Origin of the sequence: Roseibium sp. MMSF_3247, from assembly GCF_030733765.1 — a bacterium.
In the GTDB taxonomy this organism is placed as follows: Bacteria; Pseudomonadota; Alphaproteobacteria; order Rhizobiales; family Stappiaceae; genus Roseibium.
On the sequence record NZ_JASHII010000002.1, the window covers coordinates 821,353 to 840,665 of the forward strand.

At 56.6% G+C, this 19,313-nt stretch carries 15 protein-coding genes and 1 pseudogene; 2 read left to right on the plus strand and 14 right to left on the minus strand.

Going from position 1 to position 19,313, the window contains the following annotated elements; translation table 11 throughout:
* Positions 1-3: 3 nt before the first annotated feature.
* The 14 genes from RBB44_RS09140 to RBB44_RS09205 all read right to left on the minus strand — a co-directional run bounded on the left by RBB44_RS09140 (position 4) and on the right by RBB44_RS09205 (position 18,077).
* Positions 4-1,230, minus strand: coding sequence for an SEL1-like repeat protein (locus RBB44_RS09140; RefSeq protein ID WP_306147075.1), 1,227 nt, complete (start codon positions 1,228-1,230; stop codon positions 4-6).
* Complete coding sequence (locus RBB44_RS09145) at positions 1,227-1,442, minus strand: hypothetical protein (RefSeq protein ID WP_209175793.1); 216 nt, start codon at positions 1,440-1,442, stop codon at positions 1,227-1,229. The genes RBB44_RS09140 and RBB44_RS09145 overlap by 4 nt, the downstream gene beginning before the upstream one ends.
* The gene (locus tag RBB44_RS09150; RefSeq protein WP_306147076.1) at positions 1,435-2,727 is read right to left on the minus strand and encodes a hypothetical protein; all 1,293 of its coding nucleotides are present in this window, start codon (positions 2,725-2,727) and stop codon (positions 1,435-1,437) included. Before RBB44_RS09150 ends, RBB44_RS09145 begins: the two co-directional genes overlap by 8 nt.
* Positions 2,728-3,124: 397 nt before the next feature.
* Complete coding sequence (locus tag RBB44_RS09155; RefSeq protein ID WP_306147077.1) at positions 3,125-4,717, minus strand: glycosyltransferase; 1,593 nt, start codon at positions 4,715-4,717, stop codon at positions 3,125-3,127.
* Positions 4,714-6,318 (minus strand): HlyD family efflux transporter periplasmic adaptor subunit, encoded by a 1,605-nt coding sequence (locus RBB44_RS09160; protein WP_371932234.1) that lies wholly within the window; start codon positions 6,316-6,318, stop codon positions 4,714-4,716. Before RBB44_RS09160 ends, RBB44_RS09155 begins: the two co-directional genes overlap by 4 nt.
* Positions 6,319-6,578: 260 nt before the next feature.
* A complete protein-coding gene (locus RBB44_RS09165) occupies positions 6,579-8,804 on the minus strand; it encodes a DUF4114 domain-containing protein (protein WP_306147079.1) in 2,226 nt (741 codons plus the stop codon).
* A gap of 262 nt (positions 8,805-9,066) precedes the next feature.
* Positions 9,067-10,362: an FAD-binding oxidoreductase gene (locus RBB44_RS09170; protein WP_306147080.1), complete on the minus strand. Its 1,296-nt coding sequence runs from the start codon at positions 10,360-10,362 to the stop codon at positions 9,067-9,069.
* A 12-nt stretch (positions 10,363-10,374) separates the two neighbouring features.
* Complete coding sequence (locus RBB44_RS09175; RefSeq protein WP_306147081.1) at positions 10,375-11,997, minus strand: GMC family oxidoreductase; 1,623 nt, start codon at positions 11,995-11,997, stop codon at positions 10,375-10,377.
* 12 nt (positions 11,998-12,009) lie between these two features.
* On the minus strand, positions 12,010-12,867 hold the full coding sequence (locus RBB44_RS09180; RefSeq protein WP_133949910.1) for an ABC transporter permease: 858 nt from the start codon (positions 12,865-12,867) through the stop codon (positions 12,010-12,012).
* Positions 12,868-12,878: 11 nt separating this feature from the next.
* Positions 12,879-13,745: an ABC transporter permease gene (locus tag RBB44_RS09185; protein WP_306147085.1), complete on the minus strand. Its 867-nt coding sequence runs from the start codon at positions 13,743-13,745 to the stop codon at positions 12,879-12,881.
* On the minus strand, positions 13,745-14,866 hold the full coding sequence (locus tag RBB44_RS09190) for an ABC transporter ATP-binding protein (RefSeq protein ID WP_306147087.1): 1,122 nt from the start codon (positions 14,864-14,866) through the stop codon (positions 13,745-13,747). The genes RBB44_RS09185 and RBB44_RS09190 overlap by 1 nt, the downstream gene beginning before the upstream one ends.
* A gap of 149 nt (positions 14,867-15,015) precedes the next feature.
* A complete protein-coding gene (locus tag RBB44_RS09195) occupies positions 15,016-16,092 on the minus strand; it encodes an extracellular solute-binding protein (RefSeq protein WP_133949906.1) in 1,077 nt (358 codons plus the stop codon).
* Positions 16,093-16,329: 237 nt separating this feature from the next.
* Positions 16,330-16,491 (minus strand): hypothetical protein, encoded by a 162-nt coding sequence (locus RBB44_RS09200; RefSeq protein ID WP_306147089.1) that lies wholly within the window; start codon positions 16,489-16,491, stop codon positions 16,330-16,332.
* 98 nt (positions 16,492-16,589) lie between these two features.
* Positions 16,590-18,077, minus strand: coding sequence for a PLP-dependent aminotransferase family protein (locus tag RBB44_RS09205; protein WP_306147090.1), 1,488 nt, complete (start codon positions 18,075-18,077; stop codon positions 16,590-16,592).
* A gap of 108 nt (positions 18,078-18,185) precedes the next feature.
* Here RBB44_RS09205 and RBB44_RS09210 point away from each other — a divergent pair.
* Together RBB44_RS09210 and RBB44_RS09215 are read left to right on the plus strand one after the other, a co-directional pair.
* A pseudogene (locus tag RBB44_RS09210) lies at positions 18,186-18,512 on the plus strand (mandelate racemase/muconate lactonizing enzyme family protein); the annotation flags it as partial.
* Positions 18,507-19,313, plus strand: coding sequence for a mandelate racemase/muconate lactonizing enzyme family protein (locus RBB44_RS09215; RefSeq protein WP_371932240.1), 807 nt, complete (start codon positions 18,507-18,509; stop codon positions 19,311-19,313). The pseudogene RBB44_RS09210 and the gene RBB44_RS09215, both read left to right, overlap by 6 nt.

A 19,313-nucleotide genomic window follows, 5' to 3' on the forward strand; every position in this document is an offset into this window, starting at 1 on the left:
GACTCAGCCCTCCTTGTTGCTGGTGTCTTGCGGAGCGGTCCGCAGAAGAATGGTGAGATTTGCTTCGTCTGTTTTCTGAAGCTCTTCGAGCAAAGTGGCGCTGCCCTGGTGGCCACGGTCGGCGCCTTTCCGGGCCAGTTCGAACGCCTTGGTCCGGTCCTGCTCCACGAGCTTGCCTTTCGCATAAAGACGGCCAAGCTCTTCCATGGCACCCGGGTGGCCAGCAGCTACTCCGCGCTCCAGAAGTTCGACAGCGGCATCGGCATCGAGGCCGTGTTTTTCCTTCAAATGCAGGCGGGCAAGGCCGGTGAGGGCGCCGCCATGTTCGGCCTTGGCGGCAAGGCGGAGCCATTTCAGCGCTTCTTGAACGGTGTCCTTGTCGTCAGAGGTTGCCAGCATCATCAGCGCCAGATCATGCATGGCGCCGGCATCGCCGAGATCGGCAGAGCGCAGGAACCAGTCACGGGCAAGTGCCCGGTCGGCTGTCATGAATTCACCGTCCCGGTAGAGCCGGCCCAGCGTCTTGGCAGAGCTTGCGGATCCGTCGCGGGCCTTCTTTTCCAAGCCGGCAATGGCGCGCTCAGCCCAGAACAGAGCCTGTTCCGGGTTGGGGGTGGAGCCGTAACGGCCGTTCAAAAGGATCCGGGCGTAGTTGATGGTTGAAGACGGATATCCGGCAATCGCTGCTTTCTCGTAATGATGAAAGGCGAGGGTCAGATCTCTCTCTGTGCCGATGCCGCGCTCATAGTGCTTTGCGAGTTGAACGTGCGCTTTCGGATAATCCCAGCCCAGGGCTTTTTGGAACCACTGCAAGGCGATTTCCGCACACCGTTCGCCGGATGAGCGCTGGAACAGGCGGCCGAGCTCATAAGCTGTTTCGCCGCGATAGGCGAAGGAGTAGCGCACGGCTTCCATGAAGATCAGGCGTGCCTGGTCAAGGTCCGCGTCAACGCCCCAGCCGTTCTTGTAAGCCCGGCCCAGGTGATAAAGGGCAACCGGATGACCATCACTGGCAAGCTGGGTCAGGAGATCGGCGGCAGCTTCCCAGCGGCCGACCTTTTGCAGGCCGCGGGCCTGCTTGATCATCTCCTCGATCGTAGGATCGATCCGCTCAGCCTTTGCTGCCGGGCGAACTGCATCGCCGGAGAGCGCGACAGCACCGGCTCCACCGATAATCGCGGCAACAAAGGCTGCTTTTAGAATGTTTCGGTTCAATGGCTTGCGGGTCATTTCAGCAACTCCATTTCAAAGACCGGCTGTTCTCCTTCGGTCGACGTTTGCCGGTACATGGGCTCAGCATGATCAAACAGCCAATCAATGCGGTTCGGTTCCACTGCAGTGGTTTCAGGCATCGGGGTGAAGCTTGAGGCGGCGATGGCACCAATCACGAAACCGGTTACGCAGATCAGGGCTTCTTCCAGGGTCTTGTTCGACTTAGCCATTGATTTGCCTCCAGATTCTGCAGGATGTGCCTTCGATCAGTTGAAGGGTGCCTTCGTTGTGGGTTTGGGTGATGTCGTCCGCACGCACCGGGCAGGCGAGATCAGCCCGGCGGTCCATCGCCGTCTTGACCCGTGCCTTATCGCCATCGATGACTTGCAGGAGTTCGCCGACAATTTTGCGGGCCGGGTTGGACCCGAAGTGATAGGCGTCGGTGAAATTCTTCAGATCCCGGGTGAACCTCGTGTCGAAATCCATGTCCACGATGGGCGCAAGTCTTGAGAGCCGATCACGGAATTTGTGGTTTGCCGCAGCAAGTCCGAAGTCATTGATGCGCTGCTGCATCTCGGAGATCGTCGGCGGAATGAAGAAGATGAGTTCGACTTCGTTTTCATCACACCAGGCGGCGATCTCTTCGACCATCGCCCACAGGTCTTCTGATTGCTTGAACCGCCGCCAGTCGGCCGCACCATTGGTGCCAACCTGCTTGGCGAATAGGGACGGCAGATCGCGATCAATTGCAATGTCCGGCCAGTAGCGCGCCCAGTGGCCCAGACCGAGCCCCCGGCCGTGATAAACTGCCGGCAGGATCAATGCGCCGTTCGGTGTCTGCAAGATGCACTCGTCGCATAAGGCAGGGTCTAATAGTGCATCGACGGAGAGCGTTTCAAGACCGCTGAGTTCAGCAGCCTTTGCTTCCGAAATGGGGGACAGTGCCAGCTTCTCGAATGCGTCGAAGACCTGCGGGTAGCGGTCCTGCAAAAGCGCCCAACCGATCTTGGCAACAAACCAGTTCGTGTAATAGCCGAACGGATCATTTGCGAGCGAGATCGCTTCGGGTACGCGGTTCATGCCGCCCTTGAACCGGGCATCCATGGACCGAAGCGGAAGGCTGACGATCAACGTTTCCAGTTCCGCGTTGTCCTTCAGATACTGGAACGTGTCGTAGATCTCGAAAACGGTCGCGCCGCCATAGGCGAAATTGTAGACGTCGTCGCGGCCGAGCTCCTGCCAGTACTTGTCCTGAAGCGCACGCGCGCGGCTGTCTCCCAGGACAACCGTCGGTGCCTTGATGCGCGGATACTCGATCATCTTGTAGAGCGGATAATGAGCCTTGACGCTGATTTCCGTTTTGTCGAGACCGAGATCGACGATTTGGTTGTGGTTGTAAGCGTCAACCACACCGTTGAACGCAACCGGAGCCAGAGCGAGGCACGCGGTCAGGGTCAATGCAGCAGTGTAGAGTTTCGGTTTCAGCTTCATAGCTGTGGCCCTCGTTTGATCCATTTGGCTGGATCCTTTCAAGAGCTGGGCCAATTCAGTTTGTGAGTTATAAATTAAACAAAAACAGATACTTGTGAGGATTTTGCATTTTTGGAAACAGGTAGGGCTTAGCAATTGTGCAAGACCGGTTTTGCAAATTGAAAAGGTCTCTGAGTGCGTTGGAGTTCCGGGGTCCACTCGCAGTGCTGCGTGGCAAAGCCGGAGTTCCCTATCAGTCGATCGGCATCCGCTAGTTATTGCGCGCTAGGCTCTGCAAATGAGTGGGCCCCGGGTCTCACCTCGTTCGCCCGGGGTGACCGCAGTGCCGGGAACAGTTTCTCCACCCGTATTTCTGCCTCGGAGAGTGGAACATTTCTTGTCCCCCCGAAAACAGTTGCATTGTCCGGGCACAGCCGGCCACTCAGGCCGGCAGTCCGAGAACGTTGGCGATCATAAGGCCACTCGGTGGTTCGATCAGACCAGCCATCAAGCACACACCGACGAACAGCATCGTCACATAAAGAAGGGTGAGGTAACTCGCCATGAGGTTCTGAAGAGTGGCGATTAACCCGTCGCCTTCACCCGCACGTTGGTCGCCGCGGTTGGACCAGCGCTGTTTCGACAGACGGAAGATGCAGTAGACCTTCACCGACGCATTGATCAGCTGATTGAAATAAAGAATGAACGGATAGCTGAGGTCGACTTTCCGGGCGTACTGGTAGAGAAACAGCGACAGCAGCATCCGGGTTATGCAGATGAAGACCACATATCCAAAGATGTAGTAGGGGTCATAGAGAAACGTGGTACAGACCGCGAGAACCGGGCTCACCAGCATGGTCCACATGGAAACGCGCTGGTCCAGAAGGCACCACCAGATAAAGAACGGCATACGGCCAGGCCCCAATGCCAGGGCGCGAGAACCATTGCGCAGCATGTTGCCAGACCAGCGGCGGAAGTTCTGAACCATCCGGTCCATGCCCGAACCTTCAATGACTTCAACCGTGTAGCCCATGGCATCGGGCACATAGAGCATGCGGCAGCCGGATTGGAGCATGTAGTACCAGGTGCTCTTGTCATCTCCGGACAGGAAGCGAAATTTGCCCCACAGCCAGTGTTCCAGATGGTCTGCTTCCAGAAGGCGGATGAACTTGAGTTTGGTCAGGTGGTTCGCCCGGAAAACGGACATCCGTCCCGTCAGGGTCAGAACCCGGCCGGAAAGGGAGTGGGATTGCATGGCCAGCCGGCGCTGCGCAAAGCGCATGGTCAGCCAGTTGGCAATCCAGCGCGGGCCGATGCAAAGCACTTCCTCATCTGTCGTACAGGCCTGCAGGTCCGGGTAGAGTTTGAAAAGCGGCAGGCATGCACCAACAGCGTTTTTGGCCAGGATGAAGTCGCCATCCATGAAGATGATCAGGTCGTCGTCTTCCACGTCGCCCCGGCTCATCGCACGCAAAACGAGACCAATCGCCAAACGCTTGCCTGGCTGGTTCTGCCGGACGACATGAAGGGTCACATCGAGGTCGGACCATTCCCGGGCCAGAAGATTGGAAATGAGGTCTTCGTCATACCGGTCGCCAGAGCCGAGCCAGATCGTGCCCGGAACACCGGCGTCCCGGATTTCGCGGCAGATCGACCGGATCACCTTTTCCGTGATGTCCCGGTGTTCCTTATAGGTCGTCATCATAAAGTGGAGGTGGCGGGGTCGCCAGCCGTCATCCCATACCTTCTTCCCGGCATCCCGCATGGAGGGGTAAACAAACTTGCCATAGATCCACGCCCGTACAGCGTGAGTGAACCACCAGCCATAGCGCCAGATGCCAAGGATCCCGATGACAAAGGTGATCTGTTTCGTCGCCGGGCTGAAGAAGACGTTTTCAAAGGTGGTCAACCCGACAAAGCAAAGGCCGAAGTAAAGGCTGATCTGGAACAGCGCAAATGGTGTCCATTTGGCCAAACCCTTCGGTTGATGCGTGATTTCATCGACGTTGAAATCCTGTTGCAGGGACCGGCTCATGTCGCGTCTCCGATGTAGCCTGAAATCAGCCGCAAGACCTTGTTTGCGCGGTACCGCTCAAAGTAGACGGTGACGGGTGTTCCGGATTGTGGAAGGGCGCCCTCTTTTGCGACCAGGTTAACCTTTGCAGAGCGCGCATCTGGTGCCCTGAACCGGTGCATTTGTGTGGTCTCATCGATGAAACCGTCTGTGCGGCTGATCATGTCCACTGTTGCTTCGATCCAGCGGTCTTCAGCCGGCACATAAATGCGAGCTGGGCTGCCCTTACGGACCTGAGTGATTTCTTCCTGGGTCAGGAAGGCTGTGATGACCCGGTGATCGCTTTCTTCCAGAACCATAAGCGGGGCACCGGCTTTGAGCGTTTGACCATCGGCTGCAATCACATCCACAACAGCGGCATTGGAGCCGACCGTCACCGGCATCATTTCCGGTTGAGCGCGCAGCTCTTCCAAAAGCTTGGTGCGGAAGTCGACTTCCTGCTGCCAGCGGGCCACTTCGGCAATGCGTTCGGCCTTGAGGCCGCTGAACTTGTCGCCGTTCAGGATACCAATGTTCCCGCCTTCCGTGCCCAGTTTTTCCAACTCGGCAACGTGAATGATGTGCTTTTCAAGCGCGCTCTTGGCTGTGGCCAGCTCAAGCTGTGCCGTGGCGAGTACATCCCGCTTTAGATAGCCCTGTTCAAACAGGGTTTCATATCTGTCTAAACGGTCACGCGCGGTCTCAACCGCAAGGTCCAGTGTGACCGTTTCAGCGCGGGCCTGCCGCAGATCATTGGCTGCAACGAGGCTGTAGCCATTTTCGCGATCGGCTTCGACTTGCAAATAAAGCTTGTGCTCCGAGAGTTCCACTTGCGCCTGCATAAGCGCGGTTTCGGCTTTCCGGATTTCGGAAATCAGAGCATCGTTCTCGATAAAGGCGATCGGAACTCCAGAAGCTGCAATATCACCGGTGCGCAGGTTCAGACCTTTCAGCCGCCCGGTTGCCGGTGCCGTGACTTCATAGCGTTCGGCACTGACAACTGCGGTCGAAATTTCCAGGCGGAAGAGCGTTGCGAAAATGTAGATCCCGACATACCCGAAGACTGCAATGCCAAGGACGAAATAGAAGAGCGTCATGGCGATCTGCTTGATCGGCCAGCGGCGGACAGGGATTTCCTGTGCCGGATTTGGGTCCGGTTTGGTCGGCACCGGCGTGACCGGTGTGTCGATGCGAACAATTGTGTCGGTGACGTCTGTCATCTTGCCGCGGACGAGATCCTCGACAAAGTGTTGCATCAAAGCGGTTTCCCGCTCGCCAAGTTCCACGAAGCGGAAAGCGACTTCTTTGGTGTCTTCACTCGAACGGACGACTTCGGCACTTGCCTTCAAGGTGATGTTGAAGCCCTGGAACGGCAGGGTGCACAAGAGAGTGTGGTCCGATCCGACCTCAGGAAGCGGCGCCGAAAGGCCGGAGATCCGGCAACCGCCGAGCCCCCAATCCGCAGCGTCAAAAGTCTGATCACCAAGGGTGACGCGCATCGGCGCGGTTACCCTGTAGTGCAGCCTTTGGCTGGGCCTTTCATGAATGATGTCCACTTTTGCAACCTTTGATCTCAACGACACCCATCTGTACGCAAGGACGATGCCAAACTGTTGGGTGGACGATCGGAGGCGATGTTTGTTTTGGAGAACTGAAATAACTAATTGAAAAATATACGGAAAAATTACAGTTCACTTTGGGCGGAAAGCCGAGATTTGCAAAATGGGAACCTTGCAGACTTGAGTGCGGTCCTTTGGCGCTTCCGAATTTGCAAAAACCGTACTGGACCAAAAACAATAAGGGCCGCGTTTTTCTCAAAACGCGACCCGGTCTTTTGAGTTGCTTAGAGGATGAAGCAGTCGTTGTCGTGCAGGGCCGACACTGTCTGATTGCCGACACCGATCAGCGTGCAGACCTCCTGATAGGCATCGTTGCCCTGGCGGTCGATCAGGAGGGTCAAGTCTTCGCCAGCCACATCGACGTCCAGGCGCGCAAGCGCGGCTGAATAGTCGATGGTCGTCGTGCCTGGCTCGCTTGAACCGCCGCTGCCTTCACCATTCTCGCTATTCACGGCTTCGGTGACATAGGAGATCAAAGAGTGGAGCATTTGGCTCAGGTCGATCTTGTCAGTGCCGATCAGGAAATCCGTGATCGTGTCTGTGCCACCTGACAGGTCATAAGACCGGTAGACAAACGTATCGCTGCCTTCACCTCCTGTGAGTGTGTCAGCGCCCTGGAGGGAGCGGATGGTGTCGTCACCGGCACCGGCTTCGATCACGTTGGCGTCTCTCGAGCCCTTCAGGATGTCATCCCCGCCGCCGGACACAATGTTGTCGATGAACTTGATGGTATCGGTGCCGATCTCAAGACCATGAGCCTTTTTGTTGTGAAGGGATATGGAGAGATCCACATCAAAGGCGGAGTAATCAACGGTGTCGTTGCCCCGGCCGCCATGCATCATGTCGTTCCCGGCATCGCCATAGAACGTATCGTCCCCATGACCGCCATACAGTTCGTCGTTATGGCTGCCACCACTCAGTTCGTCGTTGCCGGAGCCGCCTTTCAGTACATCCGCGCCAGCACCTCCGGCCATAATGTCATCACCTGAGCCACCAATAAGACTGTCATCTCCATGGCCACCATCCATGGTGTCGTTGTCTGCACCACCTTTCAGATCATCATTGCCGTAGCCGCCGATCATCGTGTCAGCACCGGAGCCGCCAACCAGAACGTCGTCATCGTTGCCGCCATCGAGCGTGTCGTCGCCAGCACCACCTTTGAGTTCGTCATTGCCGTAGCCGCCACTGAGGTTGTCGACGCCCGAACCGCCAATGAGGCTGTCATCGCCGTTACCACCGTCAAGCATGTCGTCACCGGTGCCGCCGATCATCTCATCGTTGCCGGCTTCCCCGTACAGGGCATCGTTACCGTTGTTGCCGTTTAATTTGTCGTTGTGGTTGCCTCCGTTCAAAGTGTCGTTGCCGGAGTTGCCATAAAGGTCATCCTCTCCGGAGTTGCCCTTTAGATTATCGTCCCCGGACCCGCCATGCAGATCGTCGTGGCCATTGTTGCCGGACAGATCGTCGTTGCCGGACCGGCCGTGCAACTCGTCGGAACCGTCGCCGCCGACAAGGATGTCGTTGTCAGACCGTTCGATTTCGACAACTTGGCTGCCGATACCTTCATGGCTTGGGTCCGGATCGGTGCCGCTGTCGTCTTGCTGATAATGCGCGTTGAGGACCAGCGCGTTTTGCACCCCGATATCCACGGTGAAGACGCTGTCGTCAAAGTCGCGGTCGCCTCCGTTGTAAAGGTCTTCAAACCCGAGCGTGATTGTTCCGGCATCGGCTTTCAGGACGCCGGTGGTGTGCAGTATGCCATCCGGGTTCAGATCAACGGTCTCGCCGAAAGCCGCTGTATGATACGGGTTGGTCCGGATCATCGTCTCCGTGCCGTCCGCCGCGATATGATACAGCCGTGGACCGTCACTGTGGATGGTGGCTTGGTTGCCATCCGCATCCTTGAACATCAACTGCGGGGCGTTTTCACCGTCCTGCCGAACGTCCAGGTCCAAGCCCTGATAGCCATTGTTCAGGCTGTAGCCATTGGAGATAATGAAGAAACCGAGCGTGTCACCGGCCTGGACATCCAGGTATTCCCGGCTTTCACCTTGGATTAAGTTGCCGCCGCTTCCTTGCAACGAGGCATTGGGCCACAAGATCTCGACGTCTGTGATCAGTCCATCTTCCTGGATCTTGTAGTCGCCGAAAGTGTTTCGATAGCCGGCTGTTTCACCTTCGAACACGACAGACACCGGATGATCATCTACGATCTCAATGCCGGTAACTTCAACCAGATCCGGTCCACCGGAGCCGTAGAGGATGTCGTTGCCGTTGTTGCCGTAGAGGATATCGTCCCCGGTGCCACCCCAGACTTCGTCATTTCCGTTGTTGCCGGACATCACGTCATCCCCAAAGCGACCGGACATGACGTCCGAATGCCGGGTGCCGACAAGTGTATCGTCTTCATCCGTCCCGATCATGGGACGCGTTGCGGGCAAACTTGCCATTTCCTGTCTCCTTATTTCTTACGAAGGACGCAATCGAAGGAGGCAGTTGCAGGGGATGGGCCACTAACCTTACAGAATGTTCATGTAAGAAATTAGTTATTTCAATGAGATAGCGGCGGTGTAGATTTGGACGCGAGCGGTTTTACAGTTTTGCATGAGCCCGTTTTCGATTTTGAGAAAGCCGCTCCGGAAAATGCAAAACTTGATTTCTGGGCCAGTAAGCGTTGCCGTTAGCGTATAACAGCGGGGATTTTTGACCTCCCTAGAGACCCAGCCGGTCACGGATCCGGTAGACCATGACCGAGGGTGCCAGAAACCAGGGATTGCCGGTGTAGAACGGGCGTGTCGGGTTGGGGATCATCTCAAAGGCCGACGGTGCAGTCTCCCGCCCGGCTGCCTTGCGGCCAATGCGCATGCCCAGATAACTCGCCATGCCGACACCCGACCCACAGTAGCCATTTGCGAAGAACAGGCCCTTGTCTTCGCCGCAGTGGGCGAGCGTGTCGAACGTATAGCCGACAAATCCCATCCAGCCGTGACTGACCTTGAACGGCCGCAGTTCCGGGAAGAGGGCGCACATGTCCTGGTGCAGCTTAACCGCGCTGCTGCGGGGATCGGTCTCGCTCAAGGAGACGCGGCCGCCAAACAGAACGCGCTTCCGGTCCGGCGACAGCCGGTAATAATAGACCAGCTTCCGTGTATCAGAGAGGATCCTGTCCGTTGGAAACAGACGATCCACGAGATCTGTCGGCAGCTCTTCGGTCGCAATGACATAAGACCCGATCGGAATGACCCGGCGTTGATGCCATGGCGACAGGGGGCCGGAATAGCCGTTAGTGGCCAGTATGACCTTCCCGGCGCGGATCTCCCCGCGTTCGGTCAGTACCTTGAAACCAGATCCGGTCCGATCCAAAGACAAAGCCCGGCAATTGCCAATGACGTGAGCGCCGGTTTCCAGGACCCGCTTCAGGAGTGCCGGATGATATTTTGAGACATCAACGCTGCAATGATGCGGGAAGACGATGCCGCCGTAATAGGCCTCCGTGCGAAGCTCAGAGGCCATGTCTTCCTTTGAAACCATGAAGGCGTCTGGCTTCCAAACCGGATGCCCCGTTGCAGCTTCCTTTGCGAGCTTGTCGTAAAGATGCGGCTTGTGGGCCCCGTGAAACCGGCCGACCTCCTTCAACCCCATATCCAGACCGTCCGCTGAAAGCTGGTGCATGTAATCGAGAGACGCTTGGCCTTCCTGGCAAAGCGCGGTTGCCAGTTCCTTTCCGTAGCGTCCCGACAATGCGCTAAATGAGGGCTTCAGGCTCGTTGAGAGCTGGCCGCCGTTTCTGAGACTGCAGCCCCAACCGGGGTGTTCGGCATCGATCACCAGCGTGCCCAGCTTCTCGGAGGCGGTCTGTAGTGCTGCGTTCAAGCCGGTGTAGCCAGCCCCGATAATCAGGACATCAATTTCGCTTGGGAGCTCCTGTTCGGGCAGAGAAACCTTGGGCGCAATGTCTTGCCAATAGGGCGTTGTCTTGTAGTCCGCCGCAAACACATCGCTTCCCATGCTGCTCGTTCCTTATGCTGACCTGGCGTCTTCCAGAATAAGATCTGCGCCTTTTTCGCCGACCATGATCGCCGGGGCATTCGTGTTGCCGGATGTGACTGTCGGAAAAATAGAGGCATCGACAACACGCAAGCCCTCGACACCGTAAACCCTCAAACGCGGATCCACGACATTGTCCGACCTGTCCGGCCCCATCCGGCACGTGCTGACTGGGTGGAAAACTGTCGAGCAGCGGTTGCGGACATCATCCAGCATCTGTTCGTCTGTTTGAACCTCCGGGCCGGGTGTCATTTCCGTCTCGATGACTTCCTGAAGTGCCGGGCTCGCCGCGATCTTCCGCAGCAAGCGGCATCCCTCGATCATCTCCTTGCAATCATGATTTGTGCTCAAGGAGTTCGGATGGATGGCCAATCCCTGGTATGGATCTGAAGACTTCAGCTCAACATGCCCGCGGCTGGTTGGCCGTGTCGGCTGCATTCCGAACAGGAAACCAGCGAAAGGATCCGGGTTCATCAGCGGCCGTTGTCCCTTCGGCGCCTTGGTGTAGCTGACCGGGGAGAAGTAGAGCTGCATGTTCGGCCGCTCGCACTCCGGATTGCTCTTCACAAACCCGCCGCCCTGATTGAGGCTGATGGAGAGCGGGCCGCCACGGGTCAGAACATACCGGATGCCCTGGGCCAGCTTGCCCCACCATGGGTAAAGCTGCTGGTTCAGGGTCGGCACCTTGGACTTGTAGAGATAGTCAAGGCCGAGGTGGTCCTGCATGTTCTTGCCGACGGCTGCGCTCTGGACCTTGGGCTCTATACCCTTAGCTTGAAGGTCTGCACCGTCTCCGATGCCGGAGAGCATCAGGATCTGCGGTGAGTTGATGGCTCCCGCGCTCAGGATAACCTCGCGGCGCGCAGTGACTGTCTGCTCGCCGCCATTCCTGTCGTAGACCACACCGGTCGCCCGGTCGCCATCCAGAAGGACACGCTTGGTGTGCGCTTTCGTCAGGATGGTGACATTCGGCCGCTTTTTCGCACGTGACAGGTACGCCCGGGCCGTCGACATGCGAAAGCCGCCACGGGTCGTGATCTGGTAGTGACCGACGCCTTCCTGGTCCGCGCCGTTGAAATCCGGGTTGGACTTGAAACCGGCCTGTTCGCTGGCCCGGAAGAAATTCTGGCACAGCGGATGCGCATGCTTGTCCACGCTGGAAACATGCAGCGGGCCGTCACCGCCGCGGAAGTCATCGGCGCCAGCGTCGTTGGTTTCTGAGCGTTTGAAGTAGGGCAGGACATCATCCCAACCCCAGCCCGGATTGCCCATGGCTTTCCAGTCTTCGAAATCCGCGTGCTGGCCGCGGATATAGACCATGGCATTGATTGAGCTGGACCCGCCAAGCACCTTGCCGCGCGGCCAATACCCTTCGCGGTTGTTTAAGCCCTGATCCGGCTGGGTGTAGTACATCCAGTTGATGTGCTTGTTGTAGAACGCCTTGCCGTAGCCGACTGGCACCCAGATCCAGAAATTTAGATCCGAGCCGCCAGCCTCCAGCACGCAGACCGAATACTTGCCGCTTTCAGACAAGCGGTCTGCGACGGCGGCACCGGCAGAACCGGCACCGACGATGACAAAGTCAAACTCAGCCATGGTGTCTCCGCTCTAAGCGTTCTTGTCACGCTGGACTAGGATGGACAGGAGCGCCAGCAGGCCAGAGCCAACCATCAGGAAGAACGACACGGCATTCAAAACCGGCGTCGAGCCGACTTTAGCCATGCGGTCATACATGGTGATGGTGAGCGGAGCCTCGGAGCCGACCAGGAACAGCGTCGTGTTGAAGTTTTCAAACGACACCAGAAAGGCAACGATGCCCGCAGCAATCATTGCCGGTCGCAGGAAGGGCAGGGTGACCGTGCGAAGGACGCGCGCCCGGCTGGCACCGAGATTGAATGCAGCCTCTTCCATGGTTTCGTCGAACTTCTTCAACCGGGCGGTAATCACCAGCGAGGTGATGGTCGCAATGAAGGAGAACTGGCCCAAAACCACCAAGAGCATGCCCGGCCGCAGGAACTCCAGTTCCAGGTCGAACTGGTTCTCCATGTAGTTCGCCGTGTCGCTGGCAAGAACCAGGATGGATATGCCGAGGATAACGCCCGGGATAACCAGCGGAACGACCATGAGAATGTAGAAGAAGTTCTTGGCCGGAAAATCTCCGCGTACAAAGAGGAACGCATTGGTTGTGCCAACGAACACCGAAAGTGCGGCCACAAAGATCGCTATCACAAATGAGTAGTAGAGACCTTGAAGAAGCCGCCGGTCATGGAACATGCCAAGCTTCGGCTCCGTGTCGGAGAAGAACCAGTCCAGTGTGAAGCCTTGCCACGGCAACGCCGGGAACAAGCTGTCGTTGAAGGCAAAGGCACCAGCTGAAATCAGCGGAGCAGCCAGAAAGATGAAGAAGGCCAGTACATAGAGCCGGTATCCGAAGAGGAACGGCGTTGTCTTGTTTGTCGCAAGCATGATCGTCCTCCTCAGCTCTTGGCAACGGTGTTGGCCAGCGTCTGACCACTCAGCTTCAAGCCGAGCCAGATGACGATGGAGGTGAACAAAAGGAGCAACATGCCGAAGGCCGCGCCGCCTTCCCAGTTAAACCGGGTGATGAACTGATTGTAGATCTGCTCCGTGAACCAGCTGGAATTCTTGCCGCCAAGCAGGATCGGTGTGAGGTACGACCCGGCCGTCAGCATGAACGTTACTATGCAGCCGGCAACGATGCCTGGCATCGCATAGGGCACAATGATCTTGCGCAGCACGGTAAAGCCGTTACCGCCGAGATTGTAGCCTGCCTCGATCATGGAGTTGTCCATCCCGTCGAGGGTGGAAACGAGCGGTACAATCATAAACAAGATGACGGTGTAGACGAGACCGATAATCACCGCGACGTCGTTGTAAAGTAACTCCACTGGGCTTCCAATAACGCCGGTCCAGACAAGAAAGCTGGAGATCACGCCGGTTTCCCGCAGTAAAAGAATCCAGCCAAACGAGCGGATCAGGTCACTCACCCAAAGCGGGATCAGGCAGAGCAGAAAGAGCCCGCCGCGCGCCCGTGGACCAGCGATTTTCGCGATATAATAAGCGATCGGAAAACCGATCAGCAGTGCCAGAGCCGTAACCAGAAGGGACATCGATCCAGTGCGCAGAAGCGTGTTCCAGTAGATCGGTTCGTTGATGAACTCCAGGTAATTGGCGAAGCTGTACTCGTAGACCCGCGGCGCAACTTTTTCTTTGAGAGACAGGATCACCATGCCAATGTGCGGCAGAATGATCAAAAGTATGATCCAGAGCGCAAAGGGCGCAAACAAGAGGATCAAAGAGAGGCGTTTGATGTCCTTTTGCATCAGGCACGCTCCTCGTGTGCAAAGCACATGGCCTGCTTGGAGGACCAGATCAAGCGGACCTCTTCACCCGGTTTGATGTCATTGTGGCCGGTTAGCGTGACATCAGATTCAATCAACTCACCATTGCCGGATCGGACCAGAACCCGGCTGTTGGCTCCATTGAAAAGAAGGCTGTCGACGACACCGTCCATTTGGTTGTCGCCATCAACTCCACCGGTACCGCTTTCCGATGCCCGGACCGTGTGGATGAATTCCGGCCGCACGAAAATGTCGACCTTGGACCCTTCCGCGACCGTGTTCTGGCCAGCTGCGGAAAAGCTCATCGGCAAGCCTTGGGAGGTTTCGACCTTTCCGCCGGTGCCGTCGCTCGATTTGACAGTGCCTGACCAGCGGTTGCTGTCGCCGACAAAGCCCGCGACGAAAGCCGTCTTTGGCTTGTGATAAAGCTCTTGCGGGGTGCCGATCTGTTCGAATTCGCCCTGGTTCATGATGGCGACGTTGTCGGACATGACCAAGGCTTCGGACTGGTCGTGCGTGATGTAGATAAACGTGGTGTTGAACTGGTGCTGCAGCAGCTTTAACTCGATTTTCATGGCTTCGCGCAGCTTCAGATCGAGCGCGCCGAGCGGTTCATCGAGGAGCAAAACGTCCGGGTCGAGCACCATGCAGCGGGCAATCGCGATCCGCTGCTTTTGACCACCAGACAATTGATGGATTTCGCGTTCCGCGACATCGGGAAGCGCAATCCGCTCCAGGACATCGTGAACTTTCGTTTTGATGTCCGCGTTGTTCATGCCGGTGCAGCGCAAACCGTAAGCGATGTTTTCATAGACGTTCATCATCGGGAACAGGGCCAGATGCTGGAACACCATCTTGACGTTCCGCTTGTTTGGCGGCGTTCCCAGAACAGACCTGCCCTTGATCTTGATGTCGCCTGATGTGGGCTCCTCAAATCCGGCAATCATGCGCATCAAAGTGGTCTTGCCACAGCCGGATGGACCAAGAATGGAGAAGAACGAACCGCTCGGGATGTCGAAGGAGACGCCTTTGACAGCCTGGAAGGACCCGAAGTTCTTGGTCACACCGGCGCATTCAAGGTCGTAATGGGGAGTATTTGTCATTGTTTTGGACGCTTCTGGAGAAGTGAAGAAAGGTGGGGGGACACCGTATTGCGGCATCCCCCGAGAAATAGGCCTAGGCTCTACGGCAAATTGGCCAATTGGCGGCAGCTTTTGTTCTGTTGCCGCCAATATTTGGAGTGGCCGGTCGCTTAGCCGCCTGTAGCTGCCTTGATTTTCTCCAAGGTTTTACCTTCCATGTCTTCCACGCCCGGAGGAATGTTGGCGAAGAACTTCAGGTTGTCGATGTCGGCATCGGTGAAGGCCGCATTTACAGCTGCTTTCTTGTCTTCAGGCAGGAGGTCCTTGCCGCCCTTCACAGCTGCAATCGCACCGGTGCTCGCGGACATCAGGGTCACGTTCTCCGGGCGCAGGACGAAATTGATCCACTTATAAGCTGCATCATCGGCCTTGCTCTTGCGCGGCAATGCGAACGTGTCGATCCAGGCCAAAGCACCTGTTTCCGGCGGAATGAAGGTGATGTTCGGGTTCTGGTCGAACAGCTTGTAGGCCGTTGAATCCCAGGTTTCCGAGGCCACGATTTCGCCAGACAGCATCATAGCGCTAAGGTCGTCGCCGCCCTTCCAATAGGCTTTGATGTTGGCCTTACACTCGATGAGCTTGTCGGCAACCTTGTCGAGAATGCCCTGGTACTTCTCAAGATCGGAGTAAGCGTCGAACGGGTTTTCGCCCATTGAGAACGCCGTGCCGAGCAGGATCGTGCGCTTCAGGCGCATGGAAGTTTTGCCCTTGTAAGCCGGGTCACAAAGATCGCCCCAGCCCTTAAAATCCGGTGCTTTGGTCTTGTCAGCCATCAGACCGGATGTGCCCCACTGGTGCGGAACAGCATACACTTCGCCGTCAATGGTCGTGTTTTCCTTAACGCCATCCAGAAGCTTGGCTTCCATCACGTCCGTGTCGATTTTGGAAAGATCAAGCGGCTTGTAGATGTCGTATTCCAGCTGTGCCGCGTAGATGCGGTCATGGCTCGGCTGAGCGAGGTCAAAACCAGCACCGCCGGTGGCGCGCAGTTTGGCGATCATTTCCTCGTTGTTGGAGAAAGTCACCTCGACCTTGATATCAGGATATTCGGCTTCGAATTTCTGGATGAGTTCATCCGGAGCATAGGATCCCCAGGTTAGAAGCCGGAGTGTTTCAGCTTGTGCCGCGCCCGCACTGGCAAGCATTGTTGCCGCCAACAGGCCGGTTAGAGTCGATTTGAATTTCATTACATCCTCCCTGGATTGGTGATGGTTCCGTTTGAGGCATCAGGCCTCTGTGGGATCCTGGAATATGCAGCCAGCGCATGGGCTTACCGACAAGATTGCGGCGGAGCATGGATAATACCCGCCACCCTTCATATTGCTAAATATACTTATTCACCAGTGACCCCTCGGGTTTTCTTCAAAGCTTTGGCCTAAGTGTTGTCCAACCGGAAAAGCCTCTGGTGCGGTATATTTCACTATTCAATTCAGCACGAATTTGGGTTGTCCTGGCATGACCTGTTCGCTCTTTAGACGCAGGTTCTTGCTGGCTGTCCCCTCTGCGAAGATCCCGCACTCAAGCAGATCAAGACCTGCCGGAAGTGCCGGAACTGCAGATTTCAGCCGCGCCTGACGTTCCTTCACCGCGCTGAAGTTCCTAGGGAGAGACGGTAAGTATCAATTGGACTGCAAAATATATCCATTGCAGATAATTTTTCAGACCAATTGATAAAAGCGGTCTGCTATGCGAGGCGGCATTTCGGCAAGACGTCCTTAAGTGCCTGAATACCCTTTCGGATGTCGTCCGGGCTTGCACTGCCAAATCCGAGAACCAGGCCACGCTGTTGAATATCCGCCAGAGCATAGCGGGACAGCGGGGCCGTTGTGATCCCGAGTGCAGCAGTTTCAGAGACGATCCGCTGTTCATCCAGATTGGCGTTGGTCAGGCCAACGGCGTGAAAGCCGCTGCTTGTCGGTTGCAGGTCGATGTCGCCTGCAAGGCTGGAAGCTGCACCCATCAACGTGTCGTGCCGCTCTTTATAGACCGGGCGCATTGTGCGGATGTGAGTGGCAAACATGCCTTCGTCCATGAATTCGGCAACCATGGCCTGCGTCACGGTCGGGACACCGCTGAGCCAGGTAAGAAAGATTCGTTCAAAACTTTCTACAAGTCCTTCAGGCGCCAAGAGGAACCCAAGTCGAAGGGCAGGGAACAACGACTTTGAGAACGTCCCGACGTAGATCACACGATCGTGGGTATCGATGCTTTTCAAGGTCGGCGGCGGCTGGTCGCCGTAATAAAACTCCCCGTCATAATCATCTTCAACGATCATGGCGTCCGCTTCACTGGCAGCTTTCATAAGGGCGAGTCGCCGCGAAAGGCTCATGACGTTGCCGAGCGGCTGCTGATGCGAGGGGGTCACAAAAGCCAAGCGAAAGTGGGGGGCTTTTTTCAAGCCGTCCTCTACGCACAATCCTTCTGCATCGACATCAACGGGGATGGGCTGAGCCCCGATGGCAACAAAGGCATTGCGCGCCCCGATCGCACCAGGGTTTTCGAACCAGATCGGTTCGCCTGGATTGACCAGCATGCCGCCGATTAGGGAAAACGCGCGTTGTGCGCCGTTTGTTATGAAGATCTGTTCCGGGGCGCATTTGATTCCACGTGAGGCGTTCAGCTGACGTGCAATTGCCTCCCGCAACGGCGTAAATCCGAAAGGTTCGCCATAGCCCGCAATATCGTCCCGGTCTTTTCGCCAATGCCGCGCAGACAGCTTCGCCCATTGCGCCATTGGAAACGCGTCTAGAGCGGGGAGGGCCGTGACAAAGGCTTGGGATTTGTGCGGCAGCCGTGTGCGGACCTTGAAGTCGGGTATCGCATGTTTGGAGGCATGGGACAGGCGCGGGATGGCCTTGATGTTGTCGTTCGACGACGGCTTCGGCCTCGGCTCAAGCCGGGCGTGCAACGCATCGCTCACGAAAGTGCCGGCGCCTACACGTGCCTCGAGGAGGCCTTCTGAAATCAGCCGGTCGATTGCATCAATCACCGTTGTCCGCGAAACGCCGATCTCCTGGGCAAGGGTTCGTGTCGCCGGCAACCGGTCACCAGGCGTCAATGCGCCAGTCAGCAACAGATCCCGCAAAGCCATGTAGAGTTGGATCGAGATTTTCTTATCAGCGTGCTTGTCAATCTTGATAGATGACAGAACCGCACCGGCATGCCGTTTCATCACAATTCTCCAATTGGTCTGGGAGATTGCGCAAAACGGACCTTCTATCAAGTCCAATTCTGAATAACTTGATAGTCCAATTACAAGAAAACTGCGCTCAGGGAGCCTCGTTCAAGGACCGCAAGCCCCATGAAAATACAATCAATCGAGACATTTACCAATGAATTTGTCTGCTTCACCCGTGTCACGACTGACAGCGGTGAAACGGGCTGGGGACAGGTCGCACCTTACTACGCCGACATCACGGCCGAAGTCGTGCACAGGCAAGTGGCGCCTTACGCGCTTGGAGAAGACGCGCTTAATATCGATCATTTGATGGACATTATCCCGGATCGCGAGCACAAGTTTCCCGGATCCTATCTGCGCCGCGCCATGGGCGGTCTCGACACAGCGCTATTTGACCTGCGCGGCAAGCTTGAGGACAAGCCGGTGTGCGAACTGCTGGGGGGGACGCCGGGCAAAGTTCGCGCTTACGGGTCTTCCATGAAACGGGACATTACCGCTCAAGATGAAGCGGATCGATTGAAACGCCATCAGGATGAACGCGGCTTTCCAGCGTTCAAGTTTCGCATTGGCGCCGAGTGCGGCCGGGATCAGGATGAGTGGCCGGGTCGAACAGAAGAAATTGTGCCGCTGATGCGCAAAAGCTTCGGCGATGACACCGCGCTGCTGGTCGATGCGAATTCCTGTTATTCACCGGCGAAAGCGATCGAGGTCGGTCGGTTCCTGGAAGCCAACGGCATTTCCCACTACGAGGAGCCGTGCCCGTACTGGCATTATGACCAGACAAAGCAGGTAACAGACTTGCTCGACATTGACGTTACCGGCGGTGAGCAGGACTGCTCGCTGGTCGACTGGAAGCGCATGATCGATGAAAAAGTCGTCGACATTATTCAGCCGGACATTTGTTATCTCGGCGGCATGGTGCGCACCATGAAGGTTGCTCAGATGGCCCATGAAGCCGGTATTCCGTGTACACCGCATGCGGCCAACCTGTCCTTGGTGACGCTGTTCACCATGCACTTGCTGCGCTCCATTCCGAATGCCGGAAAGTATCTGGAATTCTCCATCGAGGAGGAAGATTACTATCCGTGGCAGTACGATCTCTTCGTCAAATCTCCGTTCGATATCGTCGACGGCAACGCGATTGTAACGGACGCACCCGGTTGGGGCGTTGAGGTCAATCCGGAATGGCTCGCCAAATCCACATACAAAATCAGCTCTCTGGAAGGCTAA